Source organism: Oribacterium sp. HCP28S3_H8 (genome assembly GCF_052064775.1).
Classification (GTDB): domain Bacteria; phylum Bacillota; class Clostridia; order Lachnospirales; family Lachnospiraceae; genus Oribacterium.
This window is the reverse complement of record NZ_JBQHUZ010000004.1, coordinates 179,172-197,798: the sequence shown is the minus strand read 5'-3', so window position 1 is coordinate 197,798 and position 18,627 is coordinate 179,172. Positions and strand designations below refer to the sequence as shown.

16 protein-coding genes are annotated in these 18,627 nt (G+C 47.1%); 4 read left to right on the top strand and 12 right to left on the bottom strand.

The genetic code is table 11. The annotated features are described in order from the left end of the window. Positions 1-350 precede the first annotated feature (350 nt). Complete coding sequence (locus tag ACTNEN_RS06630; RefSeq protein WP_441205278.1) at positions 351-1,574, bottom strand: M14 family zinc carboxypeptidase; 1,224 nt, start codon at positions 1,572-1,574, stop codon at positions 351-353. Between the two features lie 166 nt (positions 1,575-1,740). On the opposite strand from ACTNEN_RS06630, the gene ACTNEN_RS06625 reads away from it, so the two are divergent. Both ACTNEN_RS06625 and ACTNEN_RS06620 read left to right on the top strand, forming a co-directional pair. Further along, complete coding sequence (locus ACTNEN_RS06625; protein WP_441205277.1) at positions 1,741-2,880, top strand: DUF3810 domain-containing protein; 1,140 nt, start codon at positions 1,741-1,743, stop codon at positions 2,878-2,880. Between the two features lie 261 nt (positions 2,881-3,141). Then, positions 3,142-4,461, top strand: a complete 1,320-nt coding sequence (locus ACTNEN_RS06620) for a bifunctional folylpolyglutamate synthase/dihydrofolate synthase (RefSeq protein ID WP_441205276.1) — start codon at positions 3,142-3,144, stop codon at positions 4,459-4,461. Between the two features lie 429 nt (positions 4,462-4,890). Here the strand turns inward: ACTNEN_RS06620 and ACTNEN_RS06615 are convergent, their stop codons facing one another. The 7 genes from ACTNEN_RS06615 to ACTNEN_RS06585 form a co-directional block, all read right to left on the bottom strand. Beyond that, positions 4,891-5,568, bottom strand: a complete 678-nt coding sequence (locus ACTNEN_RS06615) for a hypothetical protein (RefSeq protein WP_441205274.1) — start codon at positions 5,566-5,568, stop codon at positions 4,891-4,893. A 38-nt stretch (positions 5,569-5,606) separates the two neighbouring features. Continuing rightward, a complete protein-coding gene (gene citF / locus ACTNEN_RS06610; RefSeq protein ID WP_441205272.1) occupies positions 5,607-7,178 on the bottom strand; it encodes a citrate lyase subunit alpha in 1,572 nt (523 codons plus the stop codon). A 284-nt stretch (positions 7,179-7,462) separates the two neighbouring features. Continuing rightward, positions 7,463-8,659, bottom strand: a complete 1,197-nt coding sequence (locus ACTNEN_RS06605; protein WP_441205270.1) for a mandelate racemase/muconate lactonizing enzyme family protein — start codon at positions 8,657-8,659, stop codon at positions 7,463-7,465. Positions 8,660-8,700: 41 nt separating this feature from the next. Continuing rightward, on the bottom strand, positions 8,701-9,909 hold the full coding sequence (locus ACTNEN_RS06600; RefSeq protein WP_441205269.1) for a mandelate racemase/muconate lactonizing enzyme family protein: 1,209 nt from the start codon (positions 9,907-9,909) through the stop codon (positions 8,701-8,703). A 60-nt stretch (positions 9,910-9,969) separates the two neighbouring features. Then, positions 9,970-11,385 (bottom strand): APC family permease, encoded by a 1,416-nt coding sequence (locus ACTNEN_RS06595; protein WP_441205268.1) that lies wholly within the window; start codon positions 11,383-11,385, stop codon positions 9,970-9,972. Between the two features lie 68 nt (positions 11,386-11,453). Then, on the bottom strand, positions 11,454-12,647 hold the full coding sequence (locus ACTNEN_RS06590) for a mandelate racemase/muconate lactonizing enzyme family protein (protein WP_441205266.1): 1,194 nt from the start codon (positions 12,645-12,647) through the stop codon (positions 11,454-11,456). Between the two features lie 358 nt (positions 12,648-13,005). Then, entirely contained in the window at positions 13,006-13,764 is a 759-nt protein-coding gene (locus ACTNEN_RS06585; protein WP_441205264.1) for a FadR/GntR family transcriptional regulator, read from the bottom strand. Positions 13,765-13,959: 195 nt separating this feature from the next. Here ACTNEN_RS06585 and ACTNEN_RS06580 point away from each other — a divergent pair, with 195 nt between their 5' ends. After that, positions 13,960-14,244: a BrnT family toxin gene (locus tag ACTNEN_RS06580; protein WP_441205262.1), complete on the top strand. Its 285-nt coding sequence runs from the start codon at positions 13,960-13,962 to the stop codon at positions 14,242-14,244. A gap of 5 nt (positions 14,245-14,249) precedes the next feature. Continuing rightward, positions 14,250-14,465, top strand: a complete 216-nt coding sequence (locus tag ACTNEN_RS06575) for a CopG family antitoxin (protein ID WP_441205260.1) — start codon at positions 14,250-14,252, stop codon at positions 14,463-14,465. A gap of 306 nt (positions 14,466-14,771) precedes the next feature. On the opposite strand, the gene ACTNEN_RS06570 is transcribed toward ACTNEN_RS06575, so the two are convergent. The 4 genes from ACTNEN_RS06570 to ACTNEN_RS06555 are packed head-to-tail and all read right to left on the bottom strand — an operon-like array spanning position 14,772 to position 18,617. After that, positions 14,772-15,515, bottom strand: a complete 744-nt coding sequence (locus ACTNEN_RS06570; RefSeq protein WP_441205258.1) for a gamma-glutamyl-gamma-aminobutyrate hydrolase family protein — start codon at positions 15,513-15,515, stop codon at positions 14,772-14,774. Then, positions 15,512-16,621 (bottom strand): M42 family metallopeptidase, encoded by a 1,110-nt coding sequence (locus ACTNEN_RS06565; RefSeq protein ID WP_441205256.1) that lies wholly within the window; start codon positions 16,619-16,621, stop codon positions 15,512-15,514. The genes ACTNEN_RS06570 and ACTNEN_RS06565 overlap by 4 nt, the downstream gene beginning before the upstream one ends. Positions 16,622-16,633: 12 nt before the next feature. After that, positions 16,634-17,608, bottom strand: a complete 975-nt coding sequence (locus tag ACTNEN_RS06560; RefSeq protein ID WP_441205255.1) for an ABC transporter ATP-binding protein — start codon at positions 17,606-17,608, stop codon at positions 16,634-16,636. Further along, complete coding sequence (locus tag ACTNEN_RS06555) at positions 17,601-18,617, bottom strand: ABC transporter ATP-binding protein (RefSeq protein ID WP_441205254.1); 1,017 nt, start codon at positions 18,615-18,617, stop codon at positions 17,601-17,603. Before ACTNEN_RS06555 ends, ACTNEN_RS06560 begins: the two co-directional genes overlap by 8 nt. Between the last annotated feature and the right edge of the window lie 10 nt (positions 18,618-18,627).

Here is an 18,627-nt window from a genome sequence, read left to right as displayed (position 1 = left end):
TCCCCTTTGAAGCAGGAAGGGTTCTTTACATTCCCCAGCAATGCCTCTCACTACGGCACCGATGGAAGCTCTGCAGCTGTAATTGGATCCATGCACCACCCTTGCCCGCAAATGTTTCCTGCGTGATTTCCGCCCCTGCTTCGATGCCTGTAACTTATACCTCCAATTATAATTTTACATGTCATGGTCTGTCAAATCGGATTTCTATATTTGCAAAAAGCCCTGCCGCAGTATCGGTCTGCAGCAAGGCTTCAATAAATTTCTATATATATTTTTTTCTGTATATATTATGGTATTGCATTCACACCGCCTGATCCAGTACAACAGAACGGACTTGGCGATATATAATGTTACATGGTAATCAGCAGATCCGGCAGCACGCCCTGGTTCTGCGTCCACATATCCGTAATCTGTCCTTCCTCAACCGGCGACGTGCCTTTGCCGCACTCGATGGTAACAGATGGAATCCCAAGCTTCTGCTCCGCCCAGTCTTTGAAGCCACCGGCGGAGTTCGGCGCGTAATTGTCACTGATGCCGTATCCGGAGTTGTTATTGACAATCTGCGCCATAATCCGCGCATTGTTAACATAGGAGCCAAAGCCGAAGTACCAGTAAACCACTTCACCCTGTGTATGATAACTTATCGTCCGGTCAAAATGCACCCGCCGTGTGAGGTCTGCAAGCGCCTTGGATTCTACCTCGGACTCCGCGGACGGTCCCTTATACTCATCTGCGGACGGATGCCCCTTGGTATCGCTGCAGACTGTCCAGTTGGCATCAAAGTTCTTATTAAGGTTTACACCTCTCGCATTGTTTTTCCAGTACTTAAGGTACGTATCCATATCGCTGACCGCATCCTGTGCCGCCATTGACTGGATACTGTCGCGGATACTTTGTGAGCGGATGCCTGCCATGCCGAGCTGGGAAATGGAAACGCCATCCGGATTTACCATCGGGACAAAATGGATGCAGACCGCATTCAATACATCTGCCATGTTTTTACCGGCATAATTCTGACCCTTAGCCTGCATCTCAAGGAGACTTGCCATCTCCCGCATCACAAGCTGCGCCGTAATATACTCTCTGCCATGGATCGCGGCGTGCACCAGGATCTTATGCGGTGCATTGGGATTTCCCACAACGACATGATAGATCTGTCTGCCATCCACCGTAGTGCCAAGCACATCCATCTGCATGGACGGATAACTTGCCTTTAAGTGGCTGAGATCTCCGGTCATTTTGTCATAAGTATAGGTCCCGACATTATTAAAATCATAGCCCTCCGGGAGAGGCACTGTGAAGCCCTGCTGTATGCCGGACACAACGGAGGATGCATTGCTGACCGCATCCTGGATCTGCTTAAGCGCGGCATCAATCGCGGTGCTTCCCCCGGAAACCGAAGCTGCAGGACCATTGATCACGCCGTTTAACGCCTGAATGCTGGAAATTCCGAGCGTTTCCGCCGGACTTATGATAGAGGAGGCTGCCATAAAGGAAGCCGTAAACAACGCTGTAAAAAAAGTTCTGGTTCTAAATCTTGTCATATATTCTGCCTTTCCAAAAACTTCCTTCATTATAGGTAAGGCTCCCGGATCTGTGAAGTACGCAAAAATATTAAGAAAATGTGTCACGTCAGCAAAACATGTCTAAAAACAGTAGGATAATCGTTATGATCAATGTTATGATAAAGGAAACTTTTTTAAATTTTTCTTTGAATTTCTGTAAAAACGAGGGGAATCTGTGAAACGGGTACTGACTTTTCTTCATACACATCGACTTCTGGCAGCGTCCATCTGCATGCTTCTCCTGTCGCTTATGCTGAATGCCTGTGCCCGCCTTGTCCCCGGCTTTGCCAATGCCTACAGCCGCCATGTATACGCATTTCTTACCCGCACGCAGGGCAGCTTTTCCGGGCTTTTTCCGATTTCGCTTTTTGAGCTCTGTACCGTTTTTTTGTTATGTTTCCTGATCTTTGATCTTGTCCGGACACTTTACCATGCTTTTAGCTCGCATAAAGCATCCCAATTACTCTCCTTCCCATTGCACTGTGTTTATCTTGCTGCTGCCCTCTTACTGATCTATCAGACAAACTGCGGCATCAACTACCACCGAACCCCATTTTCCGTAGAGGCAGGGATCCGGTATTCATCTGAAGAAGAAAGCGCGGATGATCTTCGCTCCCTTTGCCGCTGGCTTGTAAGTAAAATCCGGGAAACGGAGAAGCTTGCAGAGGTGGATGACATTCGCATACTCGGTGAGACACAAGAGACAAAATCAGCGGGGGCTCTGGAACTTTTCCGGGCGGGACGTAACGGTCAGGCGGCAATGCAGAAGCTCGGAATCTTGTATCAGGAGCTTGCCGGAGACTATCCGTATCCCAAGCCGCTGATAAACTCCCGGGTGCTGAGCATCCAGCAGCTCACCGGTATGTATGCTCCCTTTACGATCGAGGCAAACTATAACCGGGAAATTCCCTACTACAATATCCCGTTTACCATCTGCCATGAGCTCTCGCATCTCCGGGGATATATGCAGGAGGAGGAAGCCAATTTCATTGCATTTCTTGCATGTGTCAATGCAAATGATGCATATTTTAATTACTCAGGGTATCTAAGTGCCTGGGTTTACGCGGGAAACGCGCTTTATGAAAGGGATTACACGACGTTCGCCGCACTCTACGGACAGCTCCCGGACAAGGCGAAGCAGGACCTGAGCTACAATAATATGTTCTGGGACCAGTACGAAACTCCGGTCTCGCAAACCTCGGAACGGATCAATGATGCCTACCTTAAATCCAACGGTCAGACGCAGGGCGTCAAAAGCTATGATCACGTAACGGAGCTGCTGCTGGCTTACTACTGCAAGCAGATCCGCGGATGAGGCGAATGCCTCCTGCAAAGCTGAATCACGGATCGGCAGCTGAAATACGCCTCAGGATATGCAGGGTTTTGCCTTTTGCCGTCGCCTGATGGCTGAAATAGTATTTGGGAAATGAAAAAGCTGCGGTGTCTGCATTCGCGTATGCACGGACAAGCGGTTTATCATTTCTACAAGTATAAAATCGCAGCGTAGGAGTGTCCGGATTTGTGCGCAGGAACAAGCGATTTATAGAACTAGAAATGAAGGGAAAGAGTTTAAACTATGACGTGGGATGAAACGATGGAATTATTGCATGGAAGCGACTGGAAAAGCGAGAAGCTCGGGCTTACCCGAATGTTGGATTTCCTTGATCGTCTCGGAAATCCACAGGAAAAGCTCCGTTTTGTACATGTTGCCGGCACCAACGGCAAGGGTTCCGCCTCCGCGATGCTTGCCGCGATTCTCCGTGCCGCGGGCTTAAAGACCGGTCTCTATATTTCGCCGCATCTCTACCGCATGAATGAGCGCATGAGCATCAACGGCATCGATATTTCCGATGCAAGACTTACGGAGCTTGCCGCAAGGCTTCGACCTCTTGTCATGAAAATGAGTCATCCCACGGATCCAGGCCGGGAAGCTCTGCATCCGACGGCGTTTGAGCTGATTACGGCGCTGGCTTTTCTTTATTTTGCTGAAGAACATTGTGATATTGTTGTGCTGGAGGTCGGTATGGGCGGACGGCTGGATGCCACCAATGTGATTTCTGTTCCGGAATGCGCGGCGATCATGAACATCGGTCTCGAGCATACGGAGGTTCTGGGGGATACCCTGGAAAAAATCGCCTGGGAAAAGGCAGGCATTGTGAAGCCCGGCGGAGATGTGGTGCTCTACCATCAGACACCTTCCGTCGAGGCTGTCGTCCGCTCCTGCTGTGAGACCCGGGATGCTTCCCTTACCATCACAGATCCTACGGCGCTTACTTCCGCTCCGGTTACCCGGGAAACACTCACTAAGGGACAGACCTTCTCGTATCGTAATCACCGGGATCTTACACTCCGTCTGCTTGGAAACTATCAGCTCAAAAATGCGATGGTGGTGCTGGATGTCATCGATACGCTCCGTCGGAAGGGCTGGGAAATCCCGGAGGATGCCGTCCGCCTCGGTTTGAAATGCGTCGTCTGGCCGGGTCGTTTTGAACTTCTCTCCAAAGACCCACTTGTCATCATTGACGGCGCGCATAATCCCAATGGGGTAGAGGCTCTTGTAGACAGTATCCGTACCTATCTTGCCGGACGACGGATCACCTTCCTCATTGGTGTGATGGCAGATAAAAATTATCATGAAATGCTGCGTCTTACGGCGCCCTTTGCCTCCCGTTTTATTACGGAAATGCCCGGAAATGACCGTGCGCTCTCGCAATCTGCCTTGAATGCAGAGCTCCGCCGCTATTTTCAGGGTCCCGTGGAAACCGCCCCCTCTGTGCTGGAGGGTCTGAAACGAGCTATGGAACTGCTGTCCTCAGAAAACGACCCGGATAATGTCATCCTCTGCTTTGGTTCACTCTATCAGGTCGGAGAAATCCGGGCGTTTTTCGGTCTATGAACCTGTCGCTGCAAAAACGTACCCGAATCATGTTATCCCTCGCTTTGCCTCGCTCTTTCAGACTGGTGAAATCCGGGCCTTTTTTCGGCCTATAGGATTGTCGCTGCAAAAACGTACCCGAATTCACTCTCATCTCCCATGGAAATCATCCTTGATAAGGCAATTCCAAATTTGAATTCGGTCTATACATAAATTTTTATCAAACATACCCGAAAATGAAGCAGACATTCGGGTACGTACGCCATCGAAATCTCATATAGACCGAAAGCACCATCTTTCGGCCTTTCCGAAACGCTGTTTCCACCGCTCATTCGGGTAGAAATTTGCACGGATGAGGTTATAGGCCGAATCTCTCTCACCCGCAAACTTCATTTTTACCGCCAGGAATCCTCAGAGACTTTTCATAAGAAACGCTCTCACCCGCGAGCTTTATTCGCCCTCAAGATCCGGATCCTCATCCTCAGCCTCCGCAGCTTCATTGGCTGAATCATCTGCTGCCTGGTTCATACACTTATCCAGGCCTTTGTCTATATCTTCGTCCATGTCCTCCATGGCATCCTCAAGCATATCTTCCTGCTCGGGATCGTCAAAAATGGACTCATAATATCCCGCAGTCTCATGGCTGTCATCATGCTCCGGATCCAGAAGCTCCGCCCTGATCTCCTTAATGAGTTCCATGATCTCACCATAGCCATCTGTCACATAATGTAAGCGAAGCACATCATCAACAATGTCCATTCCCGGGATCTTGTTATGGAACATTTCAAGGATATTCCAGAGAGGAATCTCGGAATCATATTCCACGTCCAAAAGCAGCAGCTCTGCCCGGTCTTCATCATAATAACAGCGCACCGTTGCCCCTACCGTATCCTCGCCAAAAATATCCATAAACATCTGCCGAACCGCCGGCGCATTAAGATCCTCCGGATCCGTCAAATACTGCTTCGGATCCTCGATCGCAATCTGCACCCGTTGGAAGCTTTCATCCTTAATCTGTATAAAGTCAAACAAATTGGCAAATGCCGTCTCAAAGGTCTGATGATTTGCATCCGCATACTGCTCCATCACCTGTACATATGCATCCGGCAGTTCAATTTTTCTACTCATACTCTTGCCCTCCTATCATTGTGTGTACCGCTGAGCTCTCATCCGATCACGTGCATCTTGCCCATTGGCTTCACCTCACGTACGACATCCATGATCGAGCCATCTCTTGCCTCGATGATACCAACCACCGGCTCAAGAAATTCCACCGGCTCCGGTACCCCCACAATGCTGTACGCCATATCGCGCAGGTCCTCAATCCGCACCAGCGGTAATCCTGCCGCTTTAAGACATTCGCATAGATCCGGACGACGCGGGTTCACCGCAATGCCGTAGTCCGTTACAAGCACATCCACATCCTCTCCCGGTGTCACAACCGTAACCACCCGATCCACGACGGTCGGAATCCGGCTTCGGATCAACGGCGCCACGATGATAGAGCATTTGCTGCCAGCCGCCGTATCCGGATGCCCGCCCGGAGCTCCACGCAGCACGCCATCCGAGCCGGTAGTTACATTCACATTGAAATCCGTATCGATCTCCAGCGCACCCAGGATGACAAAATCCAGCCGGTTCACAAATGCACCCTTGTTCATCGGATTGGCGTATTCCGAGGTGGAAATCTCAAAGTGCCGCGGATCCTCCTGGATGGAACGGATCGCGCCCTTGTCAAAGCACTGCGCGTCTACGAGATTGCGAATGTAGCCTTTCTCCAGAAGCTCGCACATAGGCTTGGTAATGCCACCGATACCAAAGGACATCTGGATCTTCCGTTCGCTGAGATACGGCTCAAGGAAGCGTGTCACTGCAAGCGAAGCTCCGCCACCGCCCGTCTGGAAGGAAAAACCATCCTTAAAATACGGTGTTGCCGCCATGACACGTGCGCAGTTTTCCGCCATCGTAAGCTCCCGCACATCCTCTGTCATGCGGATAACATTGCTCGCGATTTTATCCGGATTTCCGATCTGATCCACTACGCAGACATAGTCCACATCCACCATGGAAATAGATGGCGGGAAATTGGGGAATGGCACAAGGGTGTCTGTGATCGCGACAACATGATCTGCAAAACGCGCGTCCACCATCGAGTAGGACAGGACACCGCAGTCACTCTTGCCGCCCACCGCGCGGAGATTTCCGTATTCATCCGCTGTCGGCGCGCCTATGAATGCAATATCAATATGGACATCTCCCTCCTCGATGGCTCTGACTCTGCCGCCATGCGAACGAATGATTGCCGGAGTCTTAAGAAGTCCGCTGGACACATCCTCACCGATACGATCCCGGATGCCGGAGGTCTGGATCCCCGTAACAATGCCCTTCTCGATCAGATCCGCAACGGTTTTATGAGCGGCTCCCAGCGAAGATGCGCAGACCGTAAGATCTTTAAGTCCCATCTCTTCTGCTGCCTGCATCACCATGTTGACAACAAAGTCTCCATCACGGAAATGATGATGAAAGGAAAATACCATTCCATCATGCGCGCCGCACTTTTCCAGTGCCTCCCGGATCGATGAAACCATCTTGCTGCGCTTTGGATCTACCATACCACGGACCGTCGGAGCGGCCTTGGTATATGCCTGATTATCCCTAAACTTACTGCCTCTGAATGGCTCCTTATGATACTTCTCAAGAATTTCATCCGGAATTTCCCGGCCAACTGCATTTAACACAACACCCTCCTATCTGTCTGCTGCGGACCCGCCAAAAACTATTTCTGATACTTGTTACAAATACATCTCTGAAACAGTTAATATCGTACCACGAATTGGTGATTTTAAATAGATTCCCCAGCGGGTTAATTTCTGAGGGAATTGCATCCAGCTGACGGCATTCGTTTCTTGTTTATCGGATAATTCCACATTAAGATAATGATTTTTGATCACGACTGACAAATTTAAGAGGAGCCTTCCTCATGGAAGACTCCTCAATGCTACAAACTAATGAATTTCATATGTTATTGGATGGTGACATGCTTTCTTGCATTCTCCATCGCTTCTTCACTCATTTCCTGTCCAATACCTGGAAGCTCCGGTACCTCATAGAATCCGTCCTTCGGCTCATAGAAATACTTTCCTGCATTCTTGAACTTAGTAAGCAGATTTGCATCATGCTCTTCATGAATAACGAAATTCGGAATCACTGTCTCAACCTGCAATGCAGCCGCAGTTGCGATTGGTCCTCCACATACATGAATCTGAACTCCAATGTCATAAACCTGTGCCATATCGCAAATTTTCTTAGTTTCTGTAATACCACCGGTATTGCAAAGGTCCGGCTGAATGATAGAGAGTGTACGATCCTCAAAGAACTGGCGGAACTGCCATCTTGAAGATGATCTCTCACCCGTTGCCAGCGGAAGATTACAGTTGGATTTAATCACCTTAAACAGGCTTGGGTTATCCGGCATTGTCGGCTCTTCATAATACATGATATGATATGGTTCCAGTGCCTTTCCAAGTTCTGATGCCGTATTGGTATCCAGTAATGAATGAATTTCTACAATAATATCCAGATCATCTCCACCAGCTTCCCGGGCAGCTGCAATTCTCTCTACTGACTTTTTTAAGTCATGGTAACGATAGCTTCCTCTGATCTGATTGCCCTGCGTTGTAAAAATCTTTGCCATATCTGGATCGTCTTCGCTGCCGGCAAAGACCGGATCGATCTTAACCGCATCATATCCATCCTTCATAGCGTCCTTAACAACATTATAGTAATCCTCAGGTTTGGATAATAAATGCATCTTATCATCCGCCTGAATGAGAGAACGCCATCCAAACTGCAGCTGAGATGCGTAAGCGCGAAGCTTTGCATTCGTCTTACCACCTAAAAGCTTATAAACAGGACAGCCCAGCTTCTTACCCTTGATATCCCAGCAAGCAGTGTCAATCGCTGCCATAGCTGCCGTGATCACAATACCACCATTCATGCCCCAGAATGTATGCCGGTGCAGGTGTTCCCAAATCTTTTCGGTATCAAATGGATCATATCCGATTACAAGCTTTGCAAAGTCCTGGCACTGTCCGAATGCAGCTTCCCAGCAATTTCCGTATGCAAGTCCTGCTTCACCAAACCCGCTGATTCCCTCATCCGTATTAACCTTAACAGTAATAAAATCCCCTAAATAACAATCAACACTCGTGATTTTCATATAGTATGATTTCCTCCTTTATAAGTTTTCTGATTAATTACTTACTTTATTGTAACGCAGGTTCCCGTTTCCATCGCTTCTTCACTCATTTCCTGTCCGATACCTGGAAGCTCTGGAACATGGTAGAAGCCATTCTCATCCGGTGTATAGAAATACTTTCCAGCCTTCTTCCATGCACTTGTAAGGTTAGCATTATGTTCCTCATGAATTACAAAATTCGGGATTGTAGCTTCAACCTGAAGCGCTGCCGCTGTAGCAATCGGACCGCCGCATACATGGATCTGAACTCCGATATCATATACCTGCGCCATATCACAGATCTTCTTTGTCTCAGTAATTCCACCTGTATTTGCAAGATCCGGCTGAATCACATTAAGTGTGCGGTCTTCCATAAACTGACGGAACTGCCATCTCGTTGAGGACCTCTCTCCTGTTGCAAGCGGAAGTCCACCCTTCTCCTTGATGTGCTTAAAGAGATTTGGATTGTCCGGCTTTGTCGGCTCTTCCATATACATGATTCTGTACGGCTGTAATGCTGCTGCAAGCTCTGCGGATGTATTAGCATCAAGAAGCGAATGTATCTCAACAATGATATCCAAATCATCGCCGCCAGCCTCACGCGCTGCTGCAATTCTTTCTACTGATCTCTTAAGATCATGTTCTCTATAACAGCCGCGAACCTGATTCCCTTGCGTTGCAAAAACCGCTTTTTCGTCTTTTCTGTCCAGAGGGGCAAACACAGGATCAATTTTTACGGCATCATATCCGTCCTTTACGGCATCCTTTACTACATCATAATACTCCTGCGGATCATACAGAAGCTGCAGACGATCTTCTTTCTCAATAAGTGTTCTCCAGCCAAACTGTAGCTGTGATGCATATGCGCGAAGCTTTTCATTGGTCTTACCGCCTAAAAGCTTATACACGGGAAGCCCCATAGCCTTACCTTTAATATCCCAGCAGGCAGTATCAATCGCCGCCATAGCGGATGAAATAACGATGCCTCCATTCATACCCCAGAAGGTATGCCTGTGGAGATGCTCCCATATTTTTTCTGTATCAAATGGGTCATATCCGATCACAAGCTTTGCGAAGTCCTGACATTGTCCAAATGCAGCTTCTGCACAATTTCCATAAGCTAGTCCTGCTTCACCAAAACCGCTGATTCCCTCATCCGTATTGACTCTGACCGTGATAAAAGGGGACAGCGCACCGCCACTTTTGTAACAATCAACACTTGTAATTTTCATTTACAACCTCCTTATTCATTTGATTTAAACAGCACAACTCGTGCTGTAAAGTGATTTACATCAATCATTTCCCATATTTTCACCAGTCTCAGCCCACAGTGAAGTATGAATCGTGACATTGGCACTTTTACCAACTAAAAATCCAACCAGTGAAAATGCAACGATCATAACAACGTTAATAGTAGTTACAACCGGAGACATCGAAAGCAACGATTTCCAAAGAATGACCAAGGATAATCCCAAAGAAATGATACAGAAGAAATAATATAATCCATCAGGAATGTGGAATCTGGACAGTTTCCATGCCTTTGGATACAGCTTTGGCATTTTCATATATGCAATAAAATTAAGGATTGCAAAGCATGCTGTAAACAACTGAACCATGTTTGTAATCACTGTAATTGAAAGTCCGGCAACAATCGGAATCATACCCATAATGTACATAAAGGTCAGAATCCAGACACGTGCATGCCGGCTGTTTTTCTTACCAAACACTTCCGGAAGCCATCCATCATCACAGGACTGCCCAATGGTAATAGCATTGTAAGCAAAGGAAGAGTTCAAAGTAGAAAGCAATGCCATGATAGGGCCGGCTATAATAAATGCGTAGAATACAATTGGTGGGAATATTTTCTGTGCCGCAAATACAAGCGTTGTAGATTCTCCATAATCCTTAACACTCATAACACCCACTCCTGCCATAGCAACGCCTACATAAAGCACAATCAATGTAGGTACCGCAAGACAAAGAACAACCGGAATGTCATGACGCGCATCCGCAGAATCCCGTCCATATGCAGTTGTCATATAATAGCCCTGACATGAATATACAAACAGCAATACCGCGCCGGTAAAGCCTCCGGCAATCTGCCCATTTTTAAAGGTGATTCCCCAGCCATTAATTAAAAAATCAGGAGAAGAAAAATCAAAAATCGGAAGACTGATTTTTGAAATACCTACAACTGCAAAAATAAATAATGCAGCAATCAACAGCCAGGTCATAAGTTTCTGAGCCTTAGCCATGATATCAATACCCATCAGGTTTACGACAAAGAAAAATGTCAGTAAAATAGCTCCCGTCACAATCCTTGCCGTATGAGATCCAAGCGCCGGAATCACATCTCCGAGATAAGCAGATGCAGAAGCTCCGAACAAAGATAAGCTCAGACACTGCGTTAAATACATATAAGCAAAAACGCCTGCTACTCTCGGACCAGCCATCCCGCATAACATGGAATAATTGCCACCTGCCATTCTCACAGTAGATGAAATAAAAACATTGGGAATAACGATTAAAAATCCCATGATAATCGCGACAAAATATGCCAGCCATGCTGAGTAACCTGTCATTTTAATTGCAGGTACAATCAAGGTAATAACACCCGCTCCGATTACCTGACCAATTGCAAGTGCATACAGTTCCGGTTTCCTTAAAGTCCCCGGTTTAGGTTCCGGTTCTCTAACCACATTAATCATAAACAGCCTCCTGCATAGAGTGAAGTTTTCATATTTATAAGCATTGCCTTTTTAAACCGATTCATTGATTACAGTTCGATAACCTTATAAAAAGTTGCTTTTTCAATTGCAGAACGTAAAAATTCATTGCCTATACCCGGTAAATCAGGAATTTCAAAATACCCATTCACCGGCTGACGATTGTATTTTGTCAATCCGACACTGGTATCACTTCTGTTGCATACATGATGCTCGTGAATAATAAAATTAGGCAATGTGCACTCCAACTGGATCGCTACATCCGTAGTTAACGGACTGCCTGCTGCATGCACCTGCACACCTACATCAAATGCATGTGCCATATCTGCAATTTTCTTTGTCTCAGTTATGCCACCGCAATTGCCGACATCCGGCTGCGCAAGCTGAAGTAAATTACGCTTAAAATATTCAGCATACTGCCATCTGCTAAAAAGGCGCTCGCCATTGGCGATCGGTACGGATGTATGTTTTGCAATATATTCAACTGTCTGCGGTGTCGGTGTATTTGGTTCTTCAAAGGCAAGGATATGATATTTTTCCGCAAGCTTGCCTAACTGCGCAGCACCTAATGCATCCGGATAAGAATGATTTTCCATAATGATATCTACATCATCGCCTGCAGCTTCTCTTGCCGCAGCCATTCGGGCTTCTACCATTTTGTACTGTTTCGGTGTAAGAAAGCCTGTCGTATCCAAAAATGAAAGCGGCTTACCATCTTCATCACGATCAAAAAAGTCGATTTTCACCGCATCATATCCTTCTGCTACAGCAAGCTTGACGTTGTGTGCATAATCCTCCGGCTTTACTGCCCAAAGATTCTCACTTTCTCCAACCATGCCCCATCCAAACTGAAGCTGTGACGCATAAGCTCTTAAACGGTCTCTGACTTTGCCTCCAAGGAGTTCATAAACAGGTACGCCAAAATACTTACCCTTGATATCCCAAAGCGCCACATCAATTGCAGCTATACCAGAAAAAATGACAGGCCCGCCATTCTGTCCCCAAAAAGTTCTTTTATACATGGTTTCCCAAATCAGTTCGGTTTGCAGCGGATTCATGCCAATAACGAGCTGAGCCAGGTCAACAATCATGCTCGCTGCTGCATCACCACCAATGCCATATGCCATGCCCGCTTCCCCATCTCCATAAAGTCCCGTATCAGTATAAATTCTGCATCCGATCGGACTATTTTGCTTGGAATTGGCTGTTGGAAGCCGGAAAACTTCAATTTTTGAAATTTTCATTACTTTTCTCCCTCCCAAAAATCTTAATTCTTCTGTGTACGATTTATCGATTCGTTCACTTGTTCGCTAGGTAATATAATAAACTATCGAATATATAATTTCAATAATTAAGTGCATTTTCGTCAAATTATGTTTCTTTTGATCTATATTTTTGTGCAGTATTTTCCACCAAATAGAGGGTGTAAAATCTATCCGTATATAAGATAGGTTTTATTCCCTCGCACTTCATCCTTTTTGAACGCAATAACCATAACTCCGCATCTGCGATGTTGCAGCGACAGAAAATCAAAAAAGAGGCGCCCCGTGGTCGTAAGCCACGGTAACACCTCTTAATCATCACTTATCAATACTTCATTATTTAATTATTCTTATAATCAATGTCAGGGAGTGAATTTAATAGCTCATATACGATCTCATCTGCTTTACTGGAATCTCGTTTCAAGATAATCTCATACATCTTGATATGTGTATCATTTGGTGTCCGCGTTGGGAGTCCGTCCTGAATCCTGCTATGGATTCTGCTGGAAAGCAGATTCTTTATATGATCTTTAATTGCCATGCCTACCATGCCATAAATATCCTCATAAACCTTATTATGACTCATCTTAATGATCTGATTATGAAATTCCAGATCACTATTTACCAGTTGATCCAATTTTTCAAGATTATTAGGGTCTTCAACATAATTTTGCGTCAATGCATAATAGTGATCCAACCTCTTTTTTAATTCTTCTATCTCTGTCTGACTGGCATTTAGAACCGCAAGGCGCAGACTGTCTGCTTCGATCAAACTACGAAACCGTTTAATGTCTTCCTCTCTGTCCTGTCCGGCATAAAGCGATCCAATTTCGTGCATATATGGAAGCATAGAAAACTTTTTGACATATGAACCATCTCCAACTCTTGTTTCAATCAATCCCAAAGTATTAAGCTTCTGCAATGCCATGCGAACACTAAGACGATTCACTCCATACATCTCGGCAAAATTTCCCTCCGACGGAAGTTTTTCCCCTTCCATCCATTTCCCCTCAATAATACCCTGCTTGATATGGTCACATACCTGATCTACCACAGATATTTTCTGGATTTTCAGGTTTCTTTTTTTGTCTTCTGCCACAGTTAATCCCCCATTCTCTACCATGCCAGTTTTTAAGTCTGTAGACTAAATGTTTATTATATCACATATAGTAAAAATATTAAAATTTGAATATAAAAGCAAGTAAAATCTTATTTCAGAATACACTTTAAGATTCGTTGCATTTTTATCTAAAAAGAAATATAATTATATTATAAATATATTGTAGGTAATATTATGGAATTTGAATGGGATGAAAACAAAAACAGGATTAATAAAGCAAAACACCATATTTCTTTTGAAGAAGCGAGCTCTGTATTCTATGATGAGAATGCAATTTTGTTTGATGACCCAGATCACTCCTTATATGAGGATAGGTTCTTAATTATTGGAATGTCTGAAGCATCAAATGTATGCATTGTCAGCCATTGCTACCGAGGTGATGATGCAATAATCAGGATCATCTCTGCACGAAAAGCAACTAAAACAGAGCAAGCGTATTATATAGATAACCTGAGGTAAGACTTATGAGAGACGAATATGATATCAAAAATTTAAATCCTAGAAAAAATCCTTATTCCAAGCGTCTTAAAAAGCAGGTAACACTCTATATCAATGAAGATACGGTAGCTTATTTCAAAACACTTGCAGAAAAAAAAGGCATCCCGTATCAAACATTGATCAACTTATATCTATCAGATTGTGCTGAGCATAAGCGGGAACTTAGCATGAACTGGAATTAAAGCTGTCGATGATAGATGATCAAAATCTCCGCCAGCCACCATCCCCATCCAATTCCATCTTTCCAGCGCTGTTTCCTCCTAATCGGATGCTCCCCACCGCCGCGAAGCTACCATCCCCACTCAAATTTAAAGAGCCGTCGTCTCAGCCCACACCAAGACAACGGCTCTTCTTCAATAACACCTGCTTCAAAACAACTACACAGCTCGCACACCCAGCTCATACAAGCCAGCAAATTAAGCCAGCAAAACGATCCAGGTTGGCAATATCAACCAGATCAACAAGTCCTGTCAAATCCGCACAACTCCTCACATCACCGCGGTTTTCCGCTTCTCCGCCCGGTTCACAAGATCCCGGAACAGCTGATTCATCACCGGATTTGATTCAATGAGACCCTCCGGATGCCATTGCACAGCCTCAATCAGACCGTCCGCATCCTCCAGCGCCTCAATCACACCGTCCCTCGCCTTAGCTACCACACGAAGTCCTTTACCAAGCGCACGCACACTCTGATGATGCATCGAGTTCGTTTCAACCTCGGTCCCGCCCAGGATCTTGGCGAGCCGGCTGTCCGCCTCGATCGTCACATGGTGAAACAAATACGACCTTTCCAGGCTCTGAAGGTGCTTATTACTCGGCACCTCACGATATGAGAGATCCTGATACAGCGATCCGCCCAGCATCACATTGATAAACTGGATTCCCTTGCAGATTCCAAGCATTGGAAGCTTATGTGCAAAAGCGTAATCAAATGCCGCCTTCCACGCCATATCAACCTCCGGACGCACTTCACCGCACTTCTCCAGCGGCTCCTCATGATACAGAAACGGATGCACATCCTCACCGCCCGGAATCAGAAGTCCATCCAGCACCCGCATCACAGCCCCCGGATCCTCCCGAAGTGCAAACGAAGGGATCAGCACCGGCGCACCGCCATTCTGAAGCACTGCCTGGATATAGTCCGCATTGACATATTCCTTTTCCGCGCTCTTAAAAAGCCCGGGCGTGGTCATAAGCGTATTTCCCAAAATACCAATTACCGGACGCATCATGCTCTACCTCCCAATATATCCTTACGAAGTATATGTTTTACCTCGTCACTGCCAAGCTCCCGCACCAGACGGTACGCAAGCTCAATCGTGGCGTCCACATCCGCTGCCTTACAGAAATTATAATGCGAATGCACATAGCGTGAGGGCACACCAAGCACCAGTACCGGCACTGCATGGTTTGTAAGGCTGATAACACTCGCGTTGGTACCGCCGCCTCTCCGGACAGCCTCCTGATATCTGATATGATACTTTGCTGCAATCTGCTCTGCAACCGAAATAAAGGCAGGATTGGAAATATAGCTCTTATCCATGATGCGGATCTGGGTTCCCTCACCCATCCGGCACTGTGCCTGCTGCACGCCGAAATAAAAATCATCCGAAGGCGATCCCTCAAACACAATCGCTAGATCCGGCTTTACTCTTTGTGCGGTGACGGTAGCTCCACGCTCGCCAACCTCCTCCTGGGCTGCCAGCGCTGCCGTAGGGATCACTGCCAGATTTCCTGCATCACCGTCTTCCTTAAGACGCTGCATGATTTCAATGATTGCGGCACAACCCACACGGTTATCAAACGCCTTGCCAAAGCAAAGCCCATGCTTCTCATCATAGTCAAAGCTCACATCCGGAACAATCGGATCTCCCTCGTGGATGCCAAAGGACTCGATCACCTCTTCCCGGCTCACTGCGCCAACATCCAGTTTCAGTGTTTCCACCGCCACATTTGTATGCTTCCGTTCCTCCTCTGTCATAAAATGCACCGGTTCTGCCGCAATAATGCCGCGGACGTATTCGCCCTTCCGGTTGCGGATCCGTACAGAGTGTGCCGGCAGGCTGGTCGGATGCATACCACCGAGCAGGATGATGCGGAGTGATCCGTCATCAGCAATACTCTGTACCATCATCCCGCATTCATCCAGATGCGCATCCAGAAGCAATACCGGTCTTCCATCCCGTTTCTCTCCCGGGAGACGGATGTAAAGATTATTCATGGCATCATTCTCATAAGACAGCCCATTAAGAAACGGCTCCGCGCTGCGAAGCACTTCCTCCTCATATCCACTCGGACCAAAGGCATTGGACAGTGCCTGTAACAATTCACGATTCATCGGAATATCCTCCTAGTTCTTGTCGTCATAGAGATGGCAGTATACATAATGGTTGTCGCTTACCTGATAACGCTTCGGCGCAATCGTCCGGCAGCATTCCATGCATTTCGGGCAGCGGGTATGGAACTTGCAGCCGCTGGGCGGATTGACCGCGGACGGAATTGTGCCCTCCAGCGGAATCAGATTGTTTCTCTTATCCGGATCCGGAATCGGAATCGCGGAGAGAAGCGCCTGGGTATATGGATGCAGCGGATTTTTATAAAGCTCATCCTTATCAGCCGCCTCTACAAAGTTTCCAAGGTACATGACACCCACCTGATCGCTGATATGCTCTACAACTGACAGATCATGCGAAATAAAGATCAGCGTAAGATTCAGCTCCTTCTGAAGCTTTGCAAGTAGATTAAGAACCTGCGCCTGGATGGATACGTCGAGCGCCGAAACCGGCTCGTCCGCAACAATCACCTCTGGCTCCACTGCCAGCGCTCTGGCAATGCCGATACGCTGCCGCTGACCGCCGGAGAACTCATGCGGATAGCGGTTCAGCTGGTAATCATCGAGACCCACCTGCCGCATAAGCGCAAGCACCCTCTGCTCCGACTCCTCCTTGGAGTGTGTCAGATGATGTACCCGGAGCGGTTCCTCAATGATCTGAAATACCGTCATACGAGGATTTAAGGAAGCATACGGATCCTGAAATACCATCTGAATTTTTTTACGGATTGCTCTCAGCTTATCACCGCTCAGTGTTGTGATATCCTCTCCGTCAAGATACACCTTGCCTCCGGTGATCGGCTCCAGTCTGCAGACCGCCCGACCGAGCGTGGACTTGCCACAGCCCGACTCTCCTACAATACCAAACACCTTGCCTCTCGGCACCTCAAAGCTGACATAATCAACAGCTTTAACATAGCTGTTTTTAAAAACACCCGTATGGATCGGATAGTACACCTGGAGGTTTTCCGCCCGTAAAATATAATCATCCATTTACCGTACCCTCACTTTCCTGTACTCCTTCCGCAGGCACCGGATTCCAGCACCGGCAGATATGTCCATGTCCAAAGTCTGTAAAGCCGGGTTCCTTTTTGCAGGCTTCCGTACATCTTGCGCACCGCGGTGCAAAACGGCAGCCCTCCGGCATGTATTTCGGATTCGGCACATTCCCCGGAATCGAGTAAAGCTCATCCCGCCCCTCTCCGATCCGTGGAATCGAGTCGAGAAGCCCTTTGGTATACGGATGCCGCGGGGATTTAAAAATGTCCCGTACCGTACCCTGCTCCACAATATGTCCGCAGTACATTACATCCACATCATCACAGACCTGCGCAACCACACCAAGGTCATGGGTGATAAACAGGATAGATGTTCCCGTCTCTTTTTTCAGCTGATTCATGAGCTCCAGGATCTGTGCCTGAATCGTAACATCCAGAGCGGTCGTCGGCTCATCGGCAATCAGCACCTCCGGCTTACAGACCAACGCCATGGCGATCATGACTCTCTGCCGCTGCCCGCCGGACAGCTCAAACGGATACTCCCGCATCATATGCTCCGGTCTCGGTACCCCCGTAAGCTTCAGCATGCTGAGCGCCTGCTCTCTTGCTTCACGGTCCGAGACCTTCTGGTGCGCGCGGATCGCTTCCACAATCTGGTCGCCGATTTTCATGATCGGATTGAGACTTGTCATCGGCTCCTGAAAAATCATCGAAATTTTGCCACCGCGCAGCTCCCGCTTCTTATCCTCCGGAAACGTCACTATGTCCTCACCGTCAAGATAAATCGCACCATCCTCAATCTTGCCCTTGGTCTTCATGAGAAGTCCCATCACTGAGAGCGCCGTTACACTCTTACCACTGCCGGATTCTCCTACGATGCCCAGCGTATGTCCCTTGCGGAGTGTCAGATCCACACCATCTACCGCCTTGACAATACCGCTGTCCGTGTGGAACCAGGTATGAAGGTTATCTATTTTTAGTATGATATCATCCTTTTCATTCATGTCCGTTTCT